We start from the raw sequence: 19141 nt of genomic DNA, 5'->3' as shown, positions 1-19141 counted from the left end.
GAAGGCAGCTCATTGAATTAGCGTCTTATATAAAATGAAAAAAAGCGGTGTTCATACACCGCTTTTTTTGTGCCTGTTTATAAGCTGGCTTTTGTAGGCGGCTTAGACCCTGTCTTTGAATAAGCCGATGCAGAAGAGAGCGTAATGGTTGTATCAATGTCTTGGTTAGGTCGTTGCGACCTAGCCTTCAACCCAAATAGTACTCGTGTAACCATGTTTCTTTTGGCAAGTTCATAAGTTAGCGCACAACCAACTAACGTAAAGAGTAAAATGAGCACAAACTGAATGCCTACTGGAAAGCCTATTGAATGAAGGCTATACGCGGCCACCACAATCAGTGTTTGGTGCATCATGTAGTAAGGAAGCACACCGCTATTAAGGTATTTAACCCAGTCCATGGGTTTATTTAAGTAACGCTTACCAAAGCCTAGTATTGCCGCCAACCAAGCCCAATGATTCAGCACTACAATGTAGCCTACCATCACTCTGAACCACCAGAACTCAGTCATCCAATCGCCAACAGGCCCAAACATGTCATGCCTATCTGCGATAATAAGTGAATACATGCACAACGCCACCACCGCGCTTACATAACGAGCACGCTCTAGTGCTTCCCATAGCTTGGGCTGCAAAATGATAACGGCACCTACCACCATAACAAGGAAGTATTTAGCATGGCTGTACCAGTCATTTAGCAAATCGTGTGTAGTGGGGTACGCATTTCGCAGCATTAGCCATATTGCGACCATTGCTGTAGAGGATGCAAAAGAAAAGCTTATTATTCCAATCTGGAGTTTTGCCAACTGAGCCATTATCGGAAACAGCAAAATTAACAATAACGAATACACCCACAAGTAAGGGAGAAACCAAAGGTGATTCCACGTGAGTAAGCCAATGTCAGAATGGCGCTCGGCAAGCCACTGTGTATTAGGGTTAATGTATTCTAAATAAAACTGCGTAAAAGTGGTGTCTATCACCCCATTAACCGTCCATTCAATATAAACTTGTGGGGCAACTATCACAAACATGCCAAATAATAACGGAATCATTAAACGTTGGGTTCGCTGAATTATCAACTCCCCTGCCCGTTTTAGGAATAGAAGCGGTTTAGGCTCTACGCGCGTCAACAATACCGTCAGTACCATCGAAGAAATTAGAAATAACAGCGACATTCGCCACTGATTAGTTAAAATCATCACGTCTTGCAGCCACGCTTGAGGCTGTTCACTTTTGATATGCCACCCCCATTCCAAAACGTAGTACATTCCAATGTGATAGAGAATTAACACACCAAACGCGATAACTCTTAGTGCATCGAGTTCATGAAACCGGGTTGATTCGTTGCGACTTATTGCTTGTGTCATTACTGTCTGTCCTATTCAATAATGTAGTAATAGGGTTTGATATAACGTAGATTTTCTTACTTACACTAGCGTAGAGTGACGAGAGAATGAGTAATTGGGGGTGAGCGGTGGGTAGCAGTGACGAAAAACTCAGTCAGTTTTTTCGCGATACAGAGCGATATCATAAATGGGCAGCCTTTGTACTGCTGGTGATTTATCTATTTTTGAATAACTCGATTAATGCTGCATCAGATTGGACAGAGCTCTCGAGAGATTCAAATAACAGCACTTCGTTGTGGGAGCCTTATCTGTGGGAATATAGCAGCGCATTAGCCACTGCATTATTAGTCGTCCCCCTTATTTATTTCATCCGCAAACTTGATACTTACGCATTTGGGTTTAGAACATGGCTACTTTGGCATTTTGCGTTTGCGAGCCTTTTTTCAATTGCACATGTCACTTTGATGGTGGCCTTTAGAGAGCTGTGCTATTTACTATCGGACAAAGAATATAATTTCGGGCCTATAGCCAGCGAATTTTTCTATGAATACCGTAAGGATTTATGGGGTTATATCACTCTTATCACCTTTTATTACATCATGATGTTCAGTTATAGAAGGCTTATAGGAGAGGCTTCTGTCATTCGGGAGCATGATGCGCCTGGGGAAGTGAGTGGCGCTAGAGGGGATACCCCCACCTCGGGCATGCCTGACAATTTGTTGGTAAAGAAGCTAAACAGAGAATTTTTAGTAAAACTTAGTGACGTCTATTGGGTAGAAGCGTCAGGCAATTATATTAATCTGCACACGGTGAAGTCGACCTTTCCATTACGGTATACCATGAAACATTTCTGTGAACACGCTAGTGAAAAAGGCTTTATTCGTGTACATCGTTCCTATGTGGTGCAAAGCACACTTATAGACAACATACGATTTGAAGACAGCGGAGATGGCACTTTAACATTGTTAAATGGCACTGAAGTTCCCGTCTCTAGGCGTTACAAAGACGCCTTAAAAGCCCGCCTAACTCCTGCAGCGTAAATTGAAAGCAAAAAAAAGCTAGTCAATTGCTGACTAGCTTTTTGTATCTTGTGAACCTAGCGTCAAAAATTAGGGCATTGGGTCTAAATCAGCGCCTTCTTTTTCTACCTGAGGTGGCATCAAATCTTCTTTACTAATACCCAGTGCTAGTGCAACTGAGCTTGCAATATAAACGGAAGAATACGTACCAACAACAACACCAAACAACAATGCAGTAGCAAAACCATGAATGAGTGCGCCGCCTTTATAGAACAAGGCAATCAACACTAATACCGTGGTGAGTGATGTAATGATTGTACGATTCAAGGTTTGCGTAAGCGAAATATTGATAATATCAATGGGCTCGCCCTTACGAATCTTGCGGAAATTCTCTCGAATACGATCAGAGACAACAATGGTATCGTTAAGCGAGTAACCAATTACCGCTAATACCGCTGCGAGTACCGTTAGATCAAATTCAATTTGAAGTGTCGAAAATAACCCCAAGGTTAGAATAACATCATGAGCAAGGGCCGATACCGAACCTAGCGCGAAACGCCATTCAAAACGCATGGCGACGTAAACCAATATACAGATGAGCGCCACTAGCATGGCCAAACCACCCTGCTCAGTAAGCTCTTCACCCACATTTGGCCCTACGAATTCAATACGACGCATATCAACCGTAGTGCCGTCGGCACGTAACGCTGCTAATACTTGCTCACCAATGGTGGCCGCTTTAACACCGTCACGAGGGGCAATACGAATTAGCACCTCTTGGCTGCTGCCAAAGTTTTGTACAATAGCGTCTTCGAATTCCGCGTTGTTAAGTAACGCACGAATCGATTCTAGGTTTGCCGCGTCTTCGTAACCCACTTCAATTAGCGTTCCGCCAGTGAAATCTAATCCCCAATTAAGACTGTTAACGCCCAAAGAGACGAACGAGCCTAAAATAAGAATGGTAGATAGCACCATCGCTGGCACACGCAGACGCATGAAATTAATGGTTTCAGATAACTTTAATAATTGCATGTCCTGCTCCTATATCGCTAATTTCTGTACATTACGTCGACCGCCCCACACAGCGTTAACGATAACGCGTGTTAGTAAAATGGCAGTAAACATAGAGGTAGCAATACCAATCATTAGCGTAATAGAGAAGCCTTTAATTGGACCGGTTCCTACAGCGAACAGAATAAGACCCGCAATGAACGTTGTGATGTTAGCATCTAAAATGGTAGAGAACGCGCTGTCATAGCCATGATGAATGGCCTGTTGAGGGCTTCTTCCATCACGTATCTCTTCGCGAATACGCTCGAATATAAGTACGTTAGCATCTACCGCCATACCAACGGTAAGAACAATACCCGCCATACCCGGTAAGGTTAGCGTCGCACCAGGGATCATAGACATAATACCCACAATCATCACCAAGTTGGTGATAAGTGCAATGTTTGCCACAATACCAAAGGCTTTGTAGTAAATGAGCATAAACACAAGTACCGCTAATAAACCGTACACAATAGCTTGCGTTCCAAGCTCGATATTCTCTTTACCTAAGCTTGGCCCTACCGTGCGCTCTTCAACAATTTGAATAGGCGCAATCAATGCACCAGCGCGAAGTAACAAGGCTAAATCACGGGCTTCTTTTGGAGAATCAAGGCCAGTAATTTGAAACTTACTGCCTAACTGTGCACGAATAGTGGCTACGGAAATAACCTGTTCGTGCTTTTCGAAGATTAGCTTGTCGTCTTTATTACGCTCGCCGTTCGACTTGTATTCAATAAATACCGTAGCCATTGGTTTGCCAATGTTGCCACGGGTCGAGCGAGACATTTTATTGCCGCCCTCTGAATCAAGAGAAATATTAACGTTAGGCAAACCGTATTCATCTACACCACTATTGGCATCAATGATATGACTTCCGGTAAGCATAATGCGTTTTTCAAGCAACTGAGGAATACCTTGCTGGTCTTCAATAACTTGAGAACCCGCTGGTACACGACCGCTAATAGCGTCACGCACGTCGTTTTTCTGATCAACCATTCTAAATTCTAAGGTTGCGGTAGCATTTAGAATTTCTTTAGCACGGGCCGTATCTTGAATACCAGGAAGTTGCACAACAATACGGTCAGCACCTTGTTTTTGAACCAAAGGCTCAGCAACACCTAATTGGTTAACACGGTTACGAATAATGGTAATATTTTGCTTAACCGCGTTCTCGCGAATCTCTTGAAGTTTAGCTTCAGAGAAAACCGCTCGAAGTACTAGGTCGTCAGTTTGGTTTAGCGTAAGGTCGCGATTTTGGTTACGTAAGAAAAACTCTGCTTTATCAAGCGTTTCTTCATCACGGAACGTAATTTCTACGTAGTCTTCTTTCTGTGTAACACCACGATAGCGAATGCCTTCTTCACGCAAAGAGGTACGAAATCCACTTTCAGCATCTTCTAATGACTTAGTGATGACTTCGGTCATATCCACTTCCATTAAGAAATGGACGCCGCCGCGTAAGTCCAAACCAAGTTTCATTGGCGTGCCACCTAACCCTTCAAGCCATTCTGGCGTATCAGGTGCAAGGTTCATTGCCACAAAGTAATCGTCACCTAATGCATCTTCTAATGCTTCACGGGCAACTAATTGAGTATCTGAATCTGAGATGCGAACGAGAATTTGCTCATCTTCGAATTCGATGCGCTTAGGGGTGATACCTTTTGCCGCCAACGTAGACTCAACTTGGCCTATCATTGACTCGGTTACGACAGCGTCACGGCCTGCAGAAATCTGCACTGCGTGATCTTCACCGTAGATATTGGGAAGTGCATAAAGTGCGCATAGTCCAATGACGATAAGCGTACTTAGCACTTTCCAGATTGAATTTTTATTTAGCACTGGATAGTTCCTTTCGTGCCAGTACCGGGAAGGTCCCGGCCCCGGCGTTTGTCAATTACAGCGACTTCATCGTGCCTTTTGGCAACACAGCTGTTACAGACGACTTCTGCACAACGATGTTGTTCGTGTCGTTAAGAGAAATTTCAATGAAATCTTTGTCGTCAGACACTTTAGTAATACGACCAACAATGCCACCTTGCGTTAGCACTTCGTCGCCTTTACCCAGTGAGGTAACTAAGTTTTTATGCTCTTTTACACGCTTCGCTTGTGGGCGATAAAGTAGGAAGTAAAATATTAAACCGAATACGGCCAACATGATGATCATTTCCATGCCACCGCCTTGTGCAGCGCCACCAGAAGCTTGCGCGTGTGCGCTTGAGATAAATAGGCTCATAAAATTCCCCAATTATTTTCGTTGTTATAGTGCCGGAACCGGCATATTTTTTTGTTCATAAAAAGTGTGTACGAAATCGTCCAACGAATCTGCTTCAATAGCATCGCGAAGGCCTTGCATAACACGTTGGTAGTAACGAAGGTTGTGGATGGTGTTTAAACGCGCACCCAAAATCTCATTACACTTATCTAAATGATGTAGATAAGAGCGAGAATAGTTTTTACAAGTGTAACAGTCACAATTTTCATCAAGAGGCGACGTATCGTTACGATGTTTCGCGTTACGAATTTTTACTACGCCATCGGTTACAAACAAGTGACCATTTCTAGCATTACGGGTTGGCATAACACAATCGAACATATCGATTCCACGGCGTACCGCTTCTACGATATCTTCTGGCTTACCTACCCCCATTAAATAGCGAGGCTTGTCTTCTGGAATTTGCGGCGCCGTATGGTCGATAATACGGATCATATCTTCTTTAGGCTCTCCAACCGATAAACCGCCAATGGCATAACCGTCGAAGCCTATGGCTTCAAGCCCAGCTAAAGATACATCACGCAAGCCTTCGTACATGCCGCCTTGAATGATACCAAACAACGCGGCAGGGCTGTCGCCATGAGATTCCTTACTTCGCTTCGCCCAGCGCAGAGACATTTCCATGGATACTCGTGCTTCTTGCTCAGTGGCAGGATAAGGCGTGCACTCATCGAAAATCATCACGATGTCAGAGCCTAGGTCACGTTGCACTTCCATCGACTTTTCTGGCGTAAGTAAAATCTTCTCACCATTAATTGGCGAGCGGAAGGTTACCCCTTCTTCGGTAATTTTACGTAAATCACCTAAGCTAAATACTTGGAAACCACCTGAATCGGTAAGGATTGGCTTGTCCCAATGCATAAAGTCATGCAGGTCGCCATGCTGGCGGATAACGCCCGTACCTGGACGCAACATCAAGTGGAATGTATTGCCAAGGCAAATATGTGCACCACTGTCTTCTAATTCTTCAGGGGTCATCCCTTTTACTGTGCCGTAGGTTCCCACCGGCATAAATGCTGGGGTTTCTACCACACCACGATCAAAAACCAGACGTCCGCGTCTGGCTTTACCATCGGTTTTCAACAACTCAAATTGCATGTAAAGCGTTCCCAATCAGGTGCGCGCTCTGGCGCTGGGTCAAACGAAATTGTGGGCGATTATACCAGTTATTCTTCTGAGATCATGCCCAATACGCATGTTTATCGTTGAGAGAAGGAAATAGGACGGTCATCCCCTGCCTTATTCCCTAAAATATCGCTTTCAATTAGGCTTTTTCGATAAACATACTGTCGCCGTAACTGAAGAATCGATACTCGTTCTCGATAGCATCTTGATAAGCATTCATTACATTTTCTCTGCCAGCAAAAGCACTTATGAGCATCATAAGCGTCGATTCAGGCAAATGAAAATTAGTGAACATGGCATCGACCACTTTGAAGGTAAAACCCGGATAGATAAAAATTTCAGTATCGGAGTAAAACGGCGTAATCACAGGCCTTTCACCCGTATTATTTTCTATTGACTGCACTGCACTAGCTTTTGCCGCAGATTCTAATGAACGTACCGACGTCGTCCCTACCGCAATCACCCGCTTACCTTGGGCTTTAGTCGCCAATACAGCATCTACCACCTCTTGGGGTACCTCGGCATACTCAGCATGCATTTTATGCTCTTCAATATTTTCCACCCTTACAGGTTGAAAAGTACCCGCACCAACATGCAGAGTAACAAAGGCCAAATTAACGCCTTTTGCTTTTAACGCCGCTAGCATATTGTCATCAAAGTGTAAGCCCGCCGTTGGCGCCGCAACTGCTCCAGGCGTTTGATTGTAAACCGTTTGATAGCGCTCTTTGTCGGTAGATTCATCCGGGCGGTCAATATAAGGAGGCAATGGCATATGGCCAAATTGCTCTAACAAAGAAAGCGCCGTCTCTTCATGGTCGAAGCGCAGTAAAAACAAGGCATCATCACGCCCTTCAACCGTGATATTTACATGCTCTTCTAGCAACAAACGGGTACCAGGCTTTGGTGCTTTACTGGCTCGAACATGTGCAAGCGCTGTGTGCTCGGTTAAAATACGTTCAATAAGCACTTCAACTTGCCCACCGGTTTCTTTCTTGCCTAATAAGCGTGCAGGAATAACCCGCGTGTTATTAAATACCAGTAAGTCACCTTTTTCTACTAACGACAACATGTCGTTAAACATAGAGTGGGTAACCGTGCCAGACTTACCGTTTAACTGAAGTAAACGGCTTGCCGTTCTATTTTCAGTTGGGTACTTGGCAATAAGGTGTTCTGGAAGTGTGAAGCGATAATCTGATAATTTCATATTACTATTTAAAGACGCCAAAATTAAACGAAAGAATTAAGACAAAAGTTGAATATTAAGTAGGTTTAAGTTTCATATACTTTAGTGATTTTAAGCAAAATGAAATTTCAAAAACTCATCCAACCTATTATTTTTATTAGCCTAAAGTAGCCATGTATAATTTGTTATACCTACTTATAGAACTCAATACGGTTAAATATCAAACAACAATAGAAGCAAAAACCTTAAACGGTTAAGATACACCCAGATAGTGATGATGTTCTCCCTTAACATTCCTTATCTTAGACCCGACACTTGTCGGGTTTTTTTTCGCTCGTCGATTACTATCGACTCCCTAAGCGAATTTTTCACTTCATATCTTTTTGCGATAAAGCATTTTACCTGTTTGTATCGTCAAGATCAGTTAAGATTTCTTCGATTAACGCCGCATCTACTGCTCGCGCTTTAAGGACGTATAATATTTGTACTAACAAATCTGCGCCCATAATGCCCTTATTCACTTTGTTTCTTAAATTATCAGCGCTTTGCTCCACACCAATGTCGGCTAAACGCTGACTGAGCGCTTGATATTTCACTCCGCGCACAGACATTTCAGACTTAACGAGTCGCGCTACGGTTTGTCGCCATGCATTTTTAGCACTCAATTAAACACCCCACTTGTGACGTATATTTTACAAAAACACACTTTTTTACACATTAAAAGCGTATTCGTTATTGACGATTATGGCATAATACGTCTACACTGCAAGTCAAGAATATTGGCGAGTGCGTAAATTGTGGTTACAGTGGCACTCGACATTATCGCTTCAATCGAAAAGGAGAACTGTATGAGTTGGGATCTAGAAAGCATCGAAACTTTGTTTAAAGGGCACGATGACTTTGTGGTGACGCGTGAGGAAAATTGTTTACTCATTGCGAATCAAGACGGTATAGACGCGTGGCTGGCTATTAGCGGCGAGCAAATCTTAGTGGAAACCTTATTATTTGCTTCATCAGAAGTTAAAGACAAAGCGGCTTTAGATCACGAGATTTTATCTACCCATATGTTGTTCCCATTAACCACGGTCGGCATTTCGACTGTTGGCGATGAAGAATACTACGTTGCCTTTGGTGCGCTTAGTGCACAATCGAAATCAGAAAGTATTGTGATTGAAGTAGAAACACTGTTTCAGAACGTTGCATCATTTTTAGATGCCTACGAAACACACCTTATTTAATATTTACTTCGAAGGAGAAGCGAATGTCAGTTTGGAAAAAATTAGTTACTGCAGTAAAGGGTGGTGCCAACGAAGCGGCACAGTCGGTAGTAGATAGCCAAGCTATCCGTATTCTGGAGCAGGAAATTAGAGAAGCTAAAGAAGAATTACGTAAATCTGATCATGCAAGAACGCAGATTTTAGCGAAATGTAAGTTGTCTCAGCAAAAAGTAGATAGCTTTAACTCATCCATTGCTGAATACGAAGCGCACGCGCGCAAAGCGATTGATAACGATCGTCAGTTGGCCCTTGATTGTGCTCACAAAGTATCTGAATTGAAAGAAGAGCAAGCGCAAGAACAGGCGTATCTTGATCAGTTCCAACAATCAGAAAAACAATTAGCACAGAATATCCAGCAAGCCAAAGCGAACTTACGTCGCTTAGAGCAGCAAGTCGATATGGTGAAAGCCACTGAAAGTGTACAAAAAGCGCAAGTTGCTGTTTCATCTCGCCACATGGGCGCGAACAGCAAAATGAAAACTGCAACGGAATCGCTTTCACGCATTCAAGATAAGCAGAAGATGCGCAACGCTGAGCTTCAGGCGGCCGAAGAACTGGCTACTGAAGAGTCGAGCAGCGATCTAGAAAAGCGCCTTTCTGAAGCCGGTATAAAAGGGGGCAAAACCTCTGCCGATGATGAACTTGCTCGCATTTTAGGCAAATAAAGTAATATTCAACGGGGGCTTAGGCTCCCGCTTCGTCTTTTATAGACATATTCCCCGCTTAAAGGCACAGTTAAAGAAAGACAAACAAAGGTTGTTTCTCGCTATGTCGCAATGGACAAAACTGCGCAAAATCATGTTGCAGTATTTCGCCGAATCTCGTTGGTACACGATTCTAGGCGCCACCGCCTTCTATGGTGTGAGTAGTTATTGGCTACTCTATGCCGCCAACGAAAATGCATTAATTGCACAAGCCGATTTTATCTACTGGTTAGCCGTTACCGCATCGACGGTGGGTTATGGCGATTTATCGCCCACGACCTCCGCCGGCAAGCTCATTGTAGCATTTTACGTTATTCCCTTAGGACTAAGTATTTTTGCCATGGTGATTGGACGAATTGCGGCCTGGGTATCTGAACAATGGAAAAAAGGGGTAATGGGCATGACAAGCCTAAATGTTAGTAAACATATTTTGGTGATTGGATGGAATGAGCAACGCACTATGTTGTTGTTAAATTTGTTATTGCAAGAACGCGAGGCCATGACTGAGCGGCCCGACATTGTTCTGTGTGTAAAAGCAGATATCACCAACCCCATGCCAGGTATTATCGAATTCGTAAAAGTAGACTCGTTTAACAAAGATGACGATATGGACCGAGCATGTATTAACGCGGCTCAAACAATTCTGATCGATAATCCACAAGACGATGTCACTATGACCACTGCGCTATATTGTTCGAAACGAAATCCGCAAGCCCATCAAGTTGCTTATTTCAATGATGATAGCCTAGTGGGCTTGCTACAAGAACACTGCCCAAAAGTGGAATGTACACCTAGTGTCGCTGTTGAAATGCTGGCGAAAGCGGCATTCGACCCAGGTTCGAGTATGCTGCACCATGACTTATTAAGCATTGGTGAAGGGCAAGCGCAATTCTCCGTGAAAATTCCCAACGACAGCCCATCTATTTCAGTTGCCAAATTATTTATGAACTTAAAGCGCCGACACGATGCCATATTTATTGGTTATGCCCCACACGGTCAAGTGAAAGACATGGTGGTGAATCCGCCGTTAGAATCAACCCTAGCACCAGGCGACACCTTATTTTACATTGCCGACAGGCGCATTAATGCCATCAATTGGCCATCGTTAGACGCCGAATAGCACAGGAGTGTATTGTGTTTAGTAAATTATTTAAGAAAAAAGCGCCAGAAAAACCCAAAGCGCCTGAAGTGATGGGCTTGTATCTAGGTGGTTCATTCGAGCTAGATAATTTAAAGCTGTCGTTACTCGAGCCATCGCTTACTATAGAAGGCGCTGCACGTTCACAACTGATTCAAGCCGTTGGCGAAGCGCCACTTGATACCGGCGGTACTTTGCTGCGCTTTTACACAGACGATGATGGCTTTTTGCAAGTGGTGCTTGATGGTGGGCTTAGTGAAAATCACATTACTGATGTTAAGCTTTGGCATTTTTATAGCACTGAAACCATTGGCAGTGAACAGCAATGGAAATCGTGTGTAAATACCCTGATTAGCCAACCTACTTATACTCTTGACGGCAAAGTATTTAAGCGAGTCTGGGAGGCCGTAGGGGCAGAATCACCGCCCGTAGCAGTGACAGAAACCACCTACGAAGAAGATGAAGATATCAGCACCACCGATCAGTTTATGATGCTCTACGAACGAGAGATAGAAAATGATAGAGTGGAGTCATTACTGGTTGCGGGCGAAGAAAAGGTAGTGGGTAGCAATTTTGACCGCTGCTTAGTTATTTCCACGGGGTTTGACGTAGAGCCCGCAGACATTACGATAAACGGTTAATCGACATATAAAGGTAAGGACGTTCTATGGACACTATTATGGATTCATTGACAGGATTAGATAACTTTGCGCTGTATTTCGGCCTATCAATTGTTTTCTTATTCGTCTTCAAACTTGTGTATGCACTAGTGACCCCACACGATGAGTGGAAACTAGTTAAAGAAGAGAAAAATGTAGCAGCTGCAATTGGCTTTGGCGGCGCGATTGTTGGTTTTGCTATTGCACTTGCTAGCGCAGCGACTCACTCAGTTGCGATTGTCGATTTCATTATTTGGGCTGTTGTCGCTATTGTCGCGCAATCACTAGCCTTTGCGTTATTACGTTTTACCTTTATGCCTAAAATTGCTCAGCGTATTAACGAAAATGAAGTTTCTGCAGGCGTGATGCTAGCCAGTATGTCTATTGCAGTGGGTTTATTAAATGCGGCATGCATGACCTATTAAGGGGGACCCATGACAAACTCTAATAAATCACACGCAGCACAAGATGCTATGACAGATAATCAGTCAAGTGGTTCTGCCACCAGCCGAAAACGTAGCTCAGGTATTAACCTTTCTCGTATGCGCAAAAGCTACGCGTTAAAGCCTCTAGCTATTGGTATTGCCAGTGTTTTCCTTAGTGCTTGTGGTGAAGAGAAACAAGACGCGCAAATCTACACTTCACTGGAAGACTGTAAGCGAGACTTCCCCGATGCAGTTGAACGCTGTGATGCGGCTTACAAAACCGCGACAGAAGAAGCGATGCGTACCAGCCCTCGCTTTAATAGCGAATACGATTGTGAATACGAATTTGGTGCCAACCAATGTCGCACGGTGAATACCAATTCTGGTAGTGTATTTATGCCCTTTATGGCCGGCTTCATGGTAAGTCAGTTGTTATCGCCAAATCGCTATTACTCACAGCCTCTCTATACCTCGTATTCACCCTACTCTTCATATCGCTCTCGTTGGGTTACGGCTGATGGAAATGTGTTTAGCGGTGATATTCGCAAGCGCAATTACAAAGTGGGCTCAGATACACTGAAACCCAAACCTACGGTAAACCGCACAATGAAGCGCGGCGGTTTCGGTAGTAGTGTTAGGGCAAAATCATCGTGGGGAAGTAGCTCACGCAAAGGCAGTTGGGGCGGATAAGCCATGTTTAGAATGCCATGCCAGCCACGCAAGGGTTGGCAGCAACTGGCCGGCGAATTTGGGTTTCACTTTCATACCATGTATGGCGAACCCTATTGGGATGAGCGCGCCTACTATCAATTTACGCTCGCCCAGATTGAAAAAGACATTGAAGACCCCACCGCCGAGCTTCATCAGATGTGCTTAGCTGTAGTTGACGATGTGGTTAATAGTGAGCAGTTACTCACCCGCTTTTCTATTCCCAAAGCCCACTGGGGATTAGTTAAAGACAGTTGGCGCAACCGCGATCCTAGTTTGTATTCCCGCTTAGATTTAGTTTATTCCGGCAAAGGCCCCGCAAAACTGCTTGAAAACAATGCAGATACGCCCACCAGCTTGTACGAATCAGGTTTTTGGCAATGGCTATGGTTAGAACAACAAGTGAATGCGGGTGTACTGGCGCGAAATGCTGATCAGTTTAATAGCTTGCAGGAAAAGCTGGTGTTTCGCTTCGGTGAAATAGCCCAGCATTATCAATTAAATCAAATGCACTTCTCTTGCTGCAAAGATACCGAAGAAGACCGCGGTACGGTGCAATACCTTCAAGACTGCGCAAGAGAAGCTGGTATTCAAAGCGATTTCGTTTTTATTGAAGACATTGGTTTGGCAGATACTGGCGTATTTACCGACCTTGCTGATGCCCCCATTACCGATTGTTTCAAGCTATATCCTTGGGAGTTTATCCTGCGCGAAGAGTTTGGTGACTCACTCGCTGATGCAAAGGTAAATTGGTTAGAACCTGCGTGGAAGTCTATTATTTCAAACAAAGCATTACTGCCTTTGTTATGGCAGAAATTTAAAGGCCACCCTAATTTACTACCTGCCTATTTCGCCGACGATATCCCTCATAACATCCATCATAAAGCCCCTCATAATGCCATGCACGGCGGCAAGTGGGTCAAAAAGCCATTATTTTCAAGAGAAGGCGCGAATATTTCATTAATTGAAAATGGAAAGGAATCGGAATTAAGCCCAGGTCCGTATGGAGAAGAAGGGTTCATTGTACAAGCTTTTCACCCCCTTCCTGTGTTTGATGGAAACCATACACTCATTGGTAGCTGGTTGGTAGATGACATGCCAGCAGGCATTTCGGTGCGTGAAGACAGCAATGCGATTACGCAAGACTTGTCTCGATATTTACCCCATATCATCTTGTAATCAAGCCCTAGCGTCTGCCGCTTGATGAGCTTAGCAGCCAATAAAACTAACGCGCTAGGCAAAGTGTTATAACGAAGGAATAGAATACTGTTTATGAAGCCACTGTCTTTTCAACTTCGCGTGTTACTTACCCTAGGCGCATTTCTCATTGTCATTGAGATAGTGAACCTTATAACGGGAAATAGCTTAAATCAGTTTGGTGTCTATCCCCGCTCCTTGTCCCATTTGCCCTATATCTTCATAGCCCCTTTTTTACACGGTACGCCGTCGCATTTAATGGCTAACTTTATCCCCCTGTTATTGTTTATGTGGCTTTCTATGCAGTGGGGAAAGCGCACCTTTCTCATCGCCACCGCAAGTGCATTGATTATTGGCGGACTGGGGGTGTGGATTTTTGGTCGTAGTGCTATGCATATTGGCGCAAGTGGTATGGTTTACGGCTACTTCGGCTTCTTAGTTTTAGCTGGCTTTAAAAGTAAAAAAGTTAAATACCTGCTGATTTCTATTATTGTTGCCATCGTTTACGGCGGAATGCTGGTAGGTATATTGCCAACCTCTAGGTTTATTTCATTTGAATATCATCTATTTGGCTTTTTAGGTGGGTTATTTGCCGCTTGGCACTGGGCACGATGAATGGATGCCGTATAATTGCAGTTAATTAAACAGTGCGGCTATTAAGAGAAAGACAAAAGCGTTATGGCAGAAGTACAATCGCAGCAAAAAAATCAGGGTTTTTTCGGCAACCTTGCTTTCAATATTATTATACCCGTGGTGTTAATGAGCTATGCAAGCTCTGAAGATTATTTAGGCCCAGAATGGAGTATCGTCGCCGCGCTGGCTTTTCCCATAGGTTATGGACTTTGGGATTTAAAAGCATCAGGCAAAGTTAACGGATTTTCAGTTTTAGGGATTATCAGCGTATTACTAACTGGCGGCTTTAGTTTGCTAAAACTGCCTGCCGAGTATATTGCCATTAAAGAGGCCGCGATCCCTGCAGCCATTGGTTTGGCAGTATTAATAACACAATTTACTGAAAAGCCGCTGGTCAAAATGCTGATCTTAAACGACCAAATTATAAACTGGCCACACTTAAATCGCGTACTCGATGAACAAAATAAACAAGCATTGTTTAAACGCAAAGTCGCAGTAAGTTCTTATATTGTAGCAAGCTCATTCTTTCTATCTTCTGCGTTAAACTATATTCTGGCAAAAGTGATATTGGTAAGCGCCCCTGGCACCACGGCGTACACCGAGGAATTAGGACGAATGACTGCATTGAGCTACCCAGTCATTGTTATTCCTAGCATGATATTGCTTATTACCGCACTATGGTATTTATTCAGCCAGATTAAGAAGATAACTGGCGAAGAGCTCGATGATTTTATTAATCAGTAAACCGACCAATTAATGCGCTTGCTCAATGAAGTAAGCGCAGCTACACCTAAATGAGAGTTCCCTACCGCGTTTAGCGCGGGAGAAAAAACACATATAGAAAAGCGTCCCGGCACCACGGCAATAACTCCCCCACCAACCCCGCTTTTTCCCGGCAAACCAACCTTAAAGGCAAAGCTACCCGCCTCGTCGTACATACCACTTGTGGCTAACAATGCATTCACTTGACGATTTTGGTCTGGGCTTAGTACCTGTTCGTCGGCACAATTAGAATAGCCTCTATTTGCTAAAAAGTTTGTGGCTCGCGCTAAATCAACACAACTCATTTCCAGGGCACAGTTGTTAAAGTAGCTATACAATACATCCTCAACTTCATTTTCGAAGTTGTTGTAGGCTTTCATTAAATATGCCATCGCTGCATTTCTAGCACGGTGATCAAATTCAGAGTCAGCAACCGCTTTATTAGCAAAAATATTATCGTTGCAGGATAGGCGCCTAACAAAATCTCGCATACCGATATGAGGCGAGGCGAAACGAGACTGTGTCATGTCACTAACCACTAATGCCCCCGCATTAATAAACGGGTTCCTTGGTATACCGTCTTCGTATTCCAACTGTACTAGCGAATTAAATGGCAGACCTGAAGGTTCACAGCCTACTCGTTCCCACATACCTTCGCCATAGTGATTCATAGCCAGCACTAAGTTGAAAACTTTGGATATGCTTTGAATAGAAAAAGGCACATCGGCATCACCAATTGACGTAATACGCCCTTCAATATCACATATGGCAATGCCAAATTGATGAGGATCGACACTGGCTAGCGCAGGAATATAGTCTGCGACTTCCCCCTCCCCTAGCATAGGTTTCACTTCATCAAAAATGGCTTCTAACAATTCAAGCATTAGCGCAGTGTTCCTATACTTTTAGTTACAACGCCAATTATCTTTAAAGTCACAGCTCGTGTTGGTCGCGTCGTTTTTATCACTTGCTTTTATCAATTCGACGTTCGTTGAAATACCTTGGGCAGGCATGTCGCGCTTATCAATAAAGTTAAAAATTTTCTTAGCGATATCTGTATTATCAATTTGACCCATGAACACATGATGACCAGCACCGAACGAAAATACCTCTACATCGACACCAGTATGTCCCGATGTTGTCCAACCTGTGTTAGTTTTATTGTCTAAAAATACTTTTAAGGCGTTAAATCGCGCTTTCACATCTTGCTGTGCAATGCTGTCGAAAGTAGCAATTTCTTCATCGGTAACATCAAAACCAAAAGTCGTTGCAACATAGTCACCTGGATTATCCTGTTCAACCATATCTTTCGCTATGGTACTCAGTGACGCTTTCAGGTTATGTAAATACTCGGGGCTCCAGCTATAGTCACCTCGAGCACCTATCGTTAAACCGCCAGTACTATGATCGGCCGTTAGAATAACCAAGGTATCTGGGTGCGCTTGCACGTAGGTCTTTAAGAATTCTATGGTGTAGGCGAGGTCTTGCATTTCAGCCATCGCCGACGCGATATCATTGGCATGCCCCGCCCAGTCTACTTGGCTGGCTTCAACCAGTAAGAAATACCCGTTGTCGTTTTCTAAGTGCTTAATAGCATGTTCTGTTAGGTATTTAAGGCGATTATCGCGGCTGTCGTCTAGCATGGCAGGTAGGGCTACAGGTGCAAATAAACCCAGTACGTTGCTGCCTTTTGGCACTGTCGCTAAACGGTTGTAAGTGTCGGTATATTCATAACCGGCATCAATAAATTCACCAATAATGTTACGATCTTCCCGCTCAAAAAAATCAGTACCACCACCTAACATCACATCGGCGACAAGCTCACCATTTACGCGAACATCAAAAAAGTCATCAGCGATAGCATTGTAGTTCTGGCGACTTTCGTTGTGAGCAATATAAGCCGCTGGGGTAGCGTGAACAATTTGTGAGGTGACCGCTAGGCCTGTTCGCATACCTTTCAATTTCGCGTAATACATGACTGATTTAACAGGTTGCTTATCTACATCAACACCAATAGCACCGTTATAAGATTTCACACCAGACGCTAATGCGGTAGCTGCGGCAGCTGAATCAGTTACAAAACCAGAAACTTGTGCTGGATAAGTAGATGCATTCCCCATCAAAATATCATCGAATATTACCGCATCAACCTCAGGGGTATTTTTATCATCAACATAATTACGGTAAGCCGTAGTGAAAGCAGGCCCCATCCCATCAGCTACCACCATGATTATATTGTTAGGTGCTGAGTTATGAGCATCCGTCTTTTGTGCACTTTCATTTGAGGTAGAGCCACACCCAGACATTACGGAAAGCGAACCGCATAGCGTTAAGGTGGTTAATAGTTTGCGTTTACTATAAATCATGAAACTTCCCTGAGAACTGAAAAAGCGCCATATATAAAAACGTGGGCGCGGGCGACCCTCATCCTAAATGGGTCGCATTTAAGAATTGTGTCATTTCACACATTGCACAAAATATTCACCAGATGATGGCGAGAATGTTGAACATGCTTATTATTGAAGGCGTTAGTGTAAGGCAGACCTACCCATTTCTCAAAGTATTAAGGAGAAATAGCACTGCCACGAGGGTGAATAATTATAAGAGGTAGCTAGTTTTCTGAGAGAAAGTCTCGAAGTCGTTGTTGAGCAACTTCTACAAGCATATCGGGTTGGAATTTGGATATAAACCGGTCACATCCTACTTTTTCTACCATGGCATCATTGAAACTGCCACTTAAAGAAGTGTTTAGCGTAATAAAGAGATCTTGCATCCTAGGATCGTTTCGAACTTCGGAGGTCAACATATACCCGTCCATTTCTGGCATTTCAGCATCGGTAAACATCATTAGAATTTCATCGCTGGGGCGCTTACCTGCATCCGCCCACTGTTGAAGTAAGGCTAAAGCCTCAGCCCCATTTTTTCTCTCAATGATGGTTATTCCTAATTGCTCTAACGTGTCTCTAACTTGTTTTCTTGCCGTGCTTGAATCATCAACAATCAATACTTTTTTGTCCTTGAAATGATTAACGATTTCTTTATCGAGCACTTTGTCAGAAATAGAGATGTCATAATCAATGATTTCAGCTAGCACCTTTTCCACATCGATAATTTCAACAATTTCTTTTTTACCTTGCACATCAACTTGCGTGATGGCAGTAAGATAATTAGTTTTCCCCATCCCACTGGGCGGTGGCTGAATAGTATCCCAAGATGTATTCACGATGTTCATAACTTTACCAATAATGAAGCCTTGAACAGATCGATTATACTCAGTGATGATAACATTGTGGGCATCGCTACCAATTGAACCGCCGCGCATTTTAATGGCTTGGCGTATATCTATGATGGGAATGGCACTGCCTCGATAATTCATCACGCCTTTTAGGTTTTGGTGAGAACCAGGCATACTATTGAATTTAGGAATATTAATGACTTCTTTAATTTTGAAAACATTCATAGCAAATATGTGACGAGAGCCCAACTGAAACATCAGCAATTCAAGCCTGTTTTCACCCACTAACTTAGTGCGCTGGTCAACCGAGGAAAGGACGCCGTTACTCATCGTTACTCACTTTAATTCTCAAAATCAATTGTTCGGAATGCCTGCTGTCATTTACTGAAATGCAGCTAAGTGTCAAAAGAA

20 protein-coding genes are annotated in these 19141 nt (G+C 43.5%); 10 read left to right on the top strand and 10 right to left on the bottom strand.

What is annotated here, in order from left to right; genetic code table 11:
* Nucleotides 1-77 precede the first annotated feature (77 nt).
* Complete coding sequence (locus JKP82_RS04330) at nt 78-1364, bottom strand: acyltransferase family protein (RefSeq protein ID WP_218395998.1); 1287 nt, start codon at nt 1362-1364, stop codon at nt 78-80.
* A gap of 107 nt (nt 1365-1471) precedes the next feature.
* Between JKP82_RS04330 and JKP82_RS20985 the strand changes: the two genes are divergently transcribed.
* Entirely contained in the window at nt 1472-2383 is a 912-nt protein-coding gene (locus JKP82_RS20985) for a LytR/AlgR family response regulator transcription factor (protein ID WP_218395996.1), read from the top strand.
* Nucleotides 2384-2452: 69 nt separating this feature from the next.
* Here the strand turns inward: JKP82_RS20985 and secF are convergent, their stop codons facing one another.
* From secF to JKP82_RS04295, 6 genes are all read right to left on the bottom strand, one after another.
* Nucleotides 2453-3394 (bottom strand): protein translocase subunit SecF, encoded by a 942-nt coding sequence (gene secF / locus JKP82_RS04320; RefSeq protein ID WP_218395994.1) that lies wholly within the window; start codon nt 3392-3394, stop codon nt 2453-2455.
* 9 nt (nt 3395-3403) lie between these two features.
* Nucleotides 3404-5251, bottom strand: coding sequence for a protein translocase subunit SecD (gene secD / locus JKP82_RS04315; RefSeq protein ID WP_013783254.1), 1848 nt, complete (start codon nt 5249-5251; stop codon nt 3404-3406).
* Between the two features lie 55 nt (nt 5252-5306).
* Nucleotides 5307-5645 carry a preprotein translocase subunit YajC gene (gene yajC / locus JKP82_RS04310; RefSeq protein ID WP_013783253.1) on the bottom strand — a complete coding sequence of 113 codons (339 nt, stop codon included), beginning with the start codon at nt 5643-5645 and terminating at the stop codon, nt 5307-5309.
* A 24-nt stretch (nt 5646-5669) separates the two neighbouring features.
* Complete coding sequence (gene tgt, locus JKP82_RS04305; protein ID WP_159532209.1) at nt 5670-6782, bottom strand: tRNA guanosine(34) transglycosylase Tgt; 1113 nt, start codon at nt 6780-6782, stop codon at nt 5670-5672.
* Between the two features lie 166 nt (nt 6783-6948).
* Nucleotides 6949-8013 carry a tRNA preQ1(34) S-adenosylmethionine ribosyltransferase-isomerase QueA gene (gene queA / locus JKP82_RS04300; protein ID WP_159532210.1) on the bottom strand — a complete coding sequence of 355 codons (1065 nt, stop codon included), beginning with the start codon at nt 8011-8013 and terminating at the stop codon, nt 6949-6951.
* 377 nt (nt 8014-8390) lie between these two features.
* Nucleotides 8391-8603, bottom strand: a complete 213-nt coding sequence (locus tag JKP82_RS04295) for a DUF6471 domain-containing protein (RefSeq protein ID WP_232043593.1) — start codon at nt 8601-8603, stop codon at nt 8391-8393.
* Between the two features lie 237 nt (nt 8604-8840).
* On the opposite strand from JKP82_RS04295, the gene JKP82_RS04290 reads away from it, so the two are divergent.
* From JKP82_RS04290 to JKP82_RS04250, 9 genes are all read left to right on the top strand, one after another.
* Nucleotides 8841-9230: a DUF2170 family protein gene (locus tag JKP82_RS04290; RefSeq protein ID WP_159532211.1), complete on the top strand. Its 390-nt coding sequence runs from the start codon at nt 8841-8843 to the stop codon at nt 9228-9230.
* Nucleotides 9231-9253: 23 nt separating this feature from the next.
* Entirely contained in the window at nt 9254-9934 is a 681-nt protein-coding gene (locus tag JKP82_RS04285; RefSeq protein ID WP_218395992.1) for a PspA/IM30 family protein, read from the top strand.
* Nucleotides 9935-10037: 103 nt separating this feature from the next.
* Entirely contained in the window at nt 10038-11093 is a 1056-nt protein-coding gene (locus tag JKP82_RS04280) for a potassium channel family protein (protein WP_201299271.1), read from the top strand.
* 14 nt (nt 11094-11107) lie between these two features.
* Nucleotides 11108-11752: a YjfK family protein gene (locus JKP82_RS04275; protein ID WP_159532213.1), complete on the top strand. Its 645-nt coding sequence runs from the start codon at nt 11108-11110 to the stop codon at nt 11750-11752.
* A gap of 26 nt (nt 11753-11778) precedes the next feature.
* Nucleotides 11779-12195 carry a DUF350 domain-containing protein gene (locus JKP82_RS04270; protein ID WP_159532214.1) on the top strand — a complete coding sequence of 139 codons (417 nt, stop codon included), beginning with the start codon at nt 11779-11781 and terminating at the stop codon, nt 12193-12195.
* A 48-nt stretch (nt 12196-12243) separates the two neighbouring features.
* Entirely contained in the window at nt 12244-12885 is a 642-nt protein-coding gene (locus tag JKP82_RS04265) for a DUF1190 family protein (RefSeq protein WP_041452750.1), read from the top strand.
* Nucleotides 12886-12888: 3 nt separating this feature from the next.
* On the top strand, nt 12889-14082 hold the full coding sequence (locus JKP82_RS04260; RefSeq protein WP_218395990.1) for a glutathionylspermidine synthase family protein: 1194 nt from the start codon (nt 12889-12891) through the stop codon (nt 14080-14082).
* A gap of 93 nt (nt 14083-14175) precedes the next feature.
* On the top strand, nt 14176-14715 hold the full coding sequence (locus tag JKP82_RS04255; protein WP_218395988.1) for a rhomboid family intramembrane serine protease: 540 nt from the start codon (nt 14176-14178) through the stop codon (nt 14713-14715).
* A gap of 63 nt (nt 14716-14778) precedes the next feature.
* A complete protein-coding gene (locus JKP82_RS04250; protein ID WP_159532217.1) occupies nt 14779-15477 on the top strand; it encodes a VC0807 family protein in 699 nt (232 codons plus the stop codon).
* Here the strand turns inward: JKP82_RS04250 and glsB are convergent.
* The 3 genes from glsB to JKP82_RS04235 form a co-directional block, all read right to left on the bottom strand.
* Nucleotides 15471-16379 (bottom strand): glutaminase B, encoded by a 909-nt coding sequence (gene glsB, locus JKP82_RS04245; RefSeq protein ID WP_159532218.1) that lies wholly within the window; start codon nt 16377-16379, stop codon nt 15471-15473. The two genes, JKP82_RS04250 and glsB, sit on opposite strands and share 7 nt — an antisense overlap.
* Nucleotides 16380-16400: 21 nt before the next feature.
* On the bottom strand, nt 16401-17861 hold the full coding sequence (locus JKP82_RS04240) for an alkaline phosphatase (protein ID WP_159532219.1): 1461 nt from the start codon (nt 17859-17861) through the stop codon (nt 16401-16403).
* A gap of 245 nt (nt 17862-18106) precedes the next feature.
* Nucleotides 18107-19060, bottom strand: a complete 954-nt coding sequence (locus tag JKP82_RS04235; RefSeq protein WP_159532220.1) for a chemotaxis protein CheV — start codon at nt 19058-19060, stop codon at nt 18107-18109.
* Nucleotides 19061-19141: the final 81 nt, after the last annotated feature.

Origin of the sequence: Alteromonas lipotrueae, assembly GCF_019249215.1 — a bacterium.
Taxonomy (GTDB): domain Bacteria; phylum Pseudomonadota; class Gammaproteobacteria; order Enterobacterales; family Alteromonadaceae; genus Alteromonas; species Alteromonas lipotrueae.
This window is presented reverse-complemented; position numbering and strand designations above follow the sequence as displayed.

Excerpts from the sequence above, each read along its gene's own strand:
- JKP82_RS04290 (WP_159532211.1), top strand. The coding sequence starts at position 8,841 with ATGAGTTGGGATCTAGAAAGCATCGAAACTTTGTTTAAAGGGCACGAT.
- JKP82_RS04285 (WP_218395992.1), top strand. The coding sequence starts at position 9,254 with ATGTCAGTTTGGAAAAAATTAGTTACTGCAGTAAAGGGTGGTGCCAAC.
- JKP82_RS04295 (WP_232043593.1), bottom strand. The coding sequence starts at position 8,603 with ATGTCTGTGCGCGGAGTGAAATATCAAGCGCTCAGTCAGCGTTTAGCC.
- JKP82_RS04255 (WP_218395988.1), top strand. The coding sequence starts at position 14,176 with ATGAAGCCACTGTCTTTTCAACTTCGCGTGTTACTTACCCTAGGCGCA.
- JKP82_RS04280 (WP_201299271.1), top strand. The coding sequence starts at position 10,038 with ATGTCGCAATGGACAAAACTGCGCAAAATCATGTTGCAGTATTTCGCC.
- JKP82_RS04240 (WP_159532219.1), bottom strand. The coding sequence starts at position 17,861 with ATGATTTATAGTAAACGCAAACTATTAACCACCTTAACGCTATGCGGT.
- tgt (WP_159532209.1), bottom strand. The coding sequence starts at position 6,782 with ATGCAATTTGAGTTGTTGAAAACCGATGGTAAAGCCAGACGCGGACGT.
- JKP82_RS04250 (WP_159532217.1), top strand. The coding sequence starts at position 14,779 with ATGGCAGAAGTACAATCGCAGCAAAAAAATCAGGGTTTTTTCGGCAAC.
- queA (WP_159532210.1), bottom strand. The coding sequence starts at position 8,013 with ATGAAATTATCAGATTATCGCTTCACACTTCCAGAACACCTTATTGCC.
- secF (WP_218395994.1), bottom strand. The coding sequence starts at position 3,394 with ATGCAATTATTAAAGTTATCTGAAACCATTAATTTCATGCGTCTGCGT.
- yajC (WP_013783253.1), bottom strand. The coding sequence starts at position 5,645 with ATGAGCCTATTTATCTCAAGCGCACACGCGCAAGCTTCTGGTGGCGCT.
- JKP82_RS04235 (WP_159532220.1), bottom strand. The coding sequence starts at position 19,060 with ATGAGTAACGGCGTCCTTTCCTCGGTTGACCAGCGCACTAAGTTAGTG.
- JKP82_RS04260 (WP_218395990.1), top strand. The coding sequence starts at position 12,889 with ATGTTTAGAATGCCATGCCAGCCACGCAAGGGTTGGCAGCAACTGGCC.
- JKP82_RS04270 (WP_159532214.1), top strand. The coding sequence starts at position 11,779 with ATGGACACTATTATGGATTCATTGACAGGATTAGATAACTTTGCGCTG.
- glsB (WP_159532218.1), bottom strand. The coding sequence starts at position 16,379 with ATGCTTGAATTGTTAGAAGCCATTTTTGATGAAGTGAAACCTATGCTA.
- JKP82_RS04330 (WP_218395998.1), bottom strand. The coding sequence starts at position 1,364 with ATGACACAAGCAATAAGTCGCAACGAATCAACCCGGTTTCATGAACTC.
- JKP82_RS04265 (WP_041452750.1), top strand. The coding sequence starts at position 12,244 with ATGACAGATAATCAGTCAAGTGGTTCTGCCACCAGCCGAAAACGTAGC.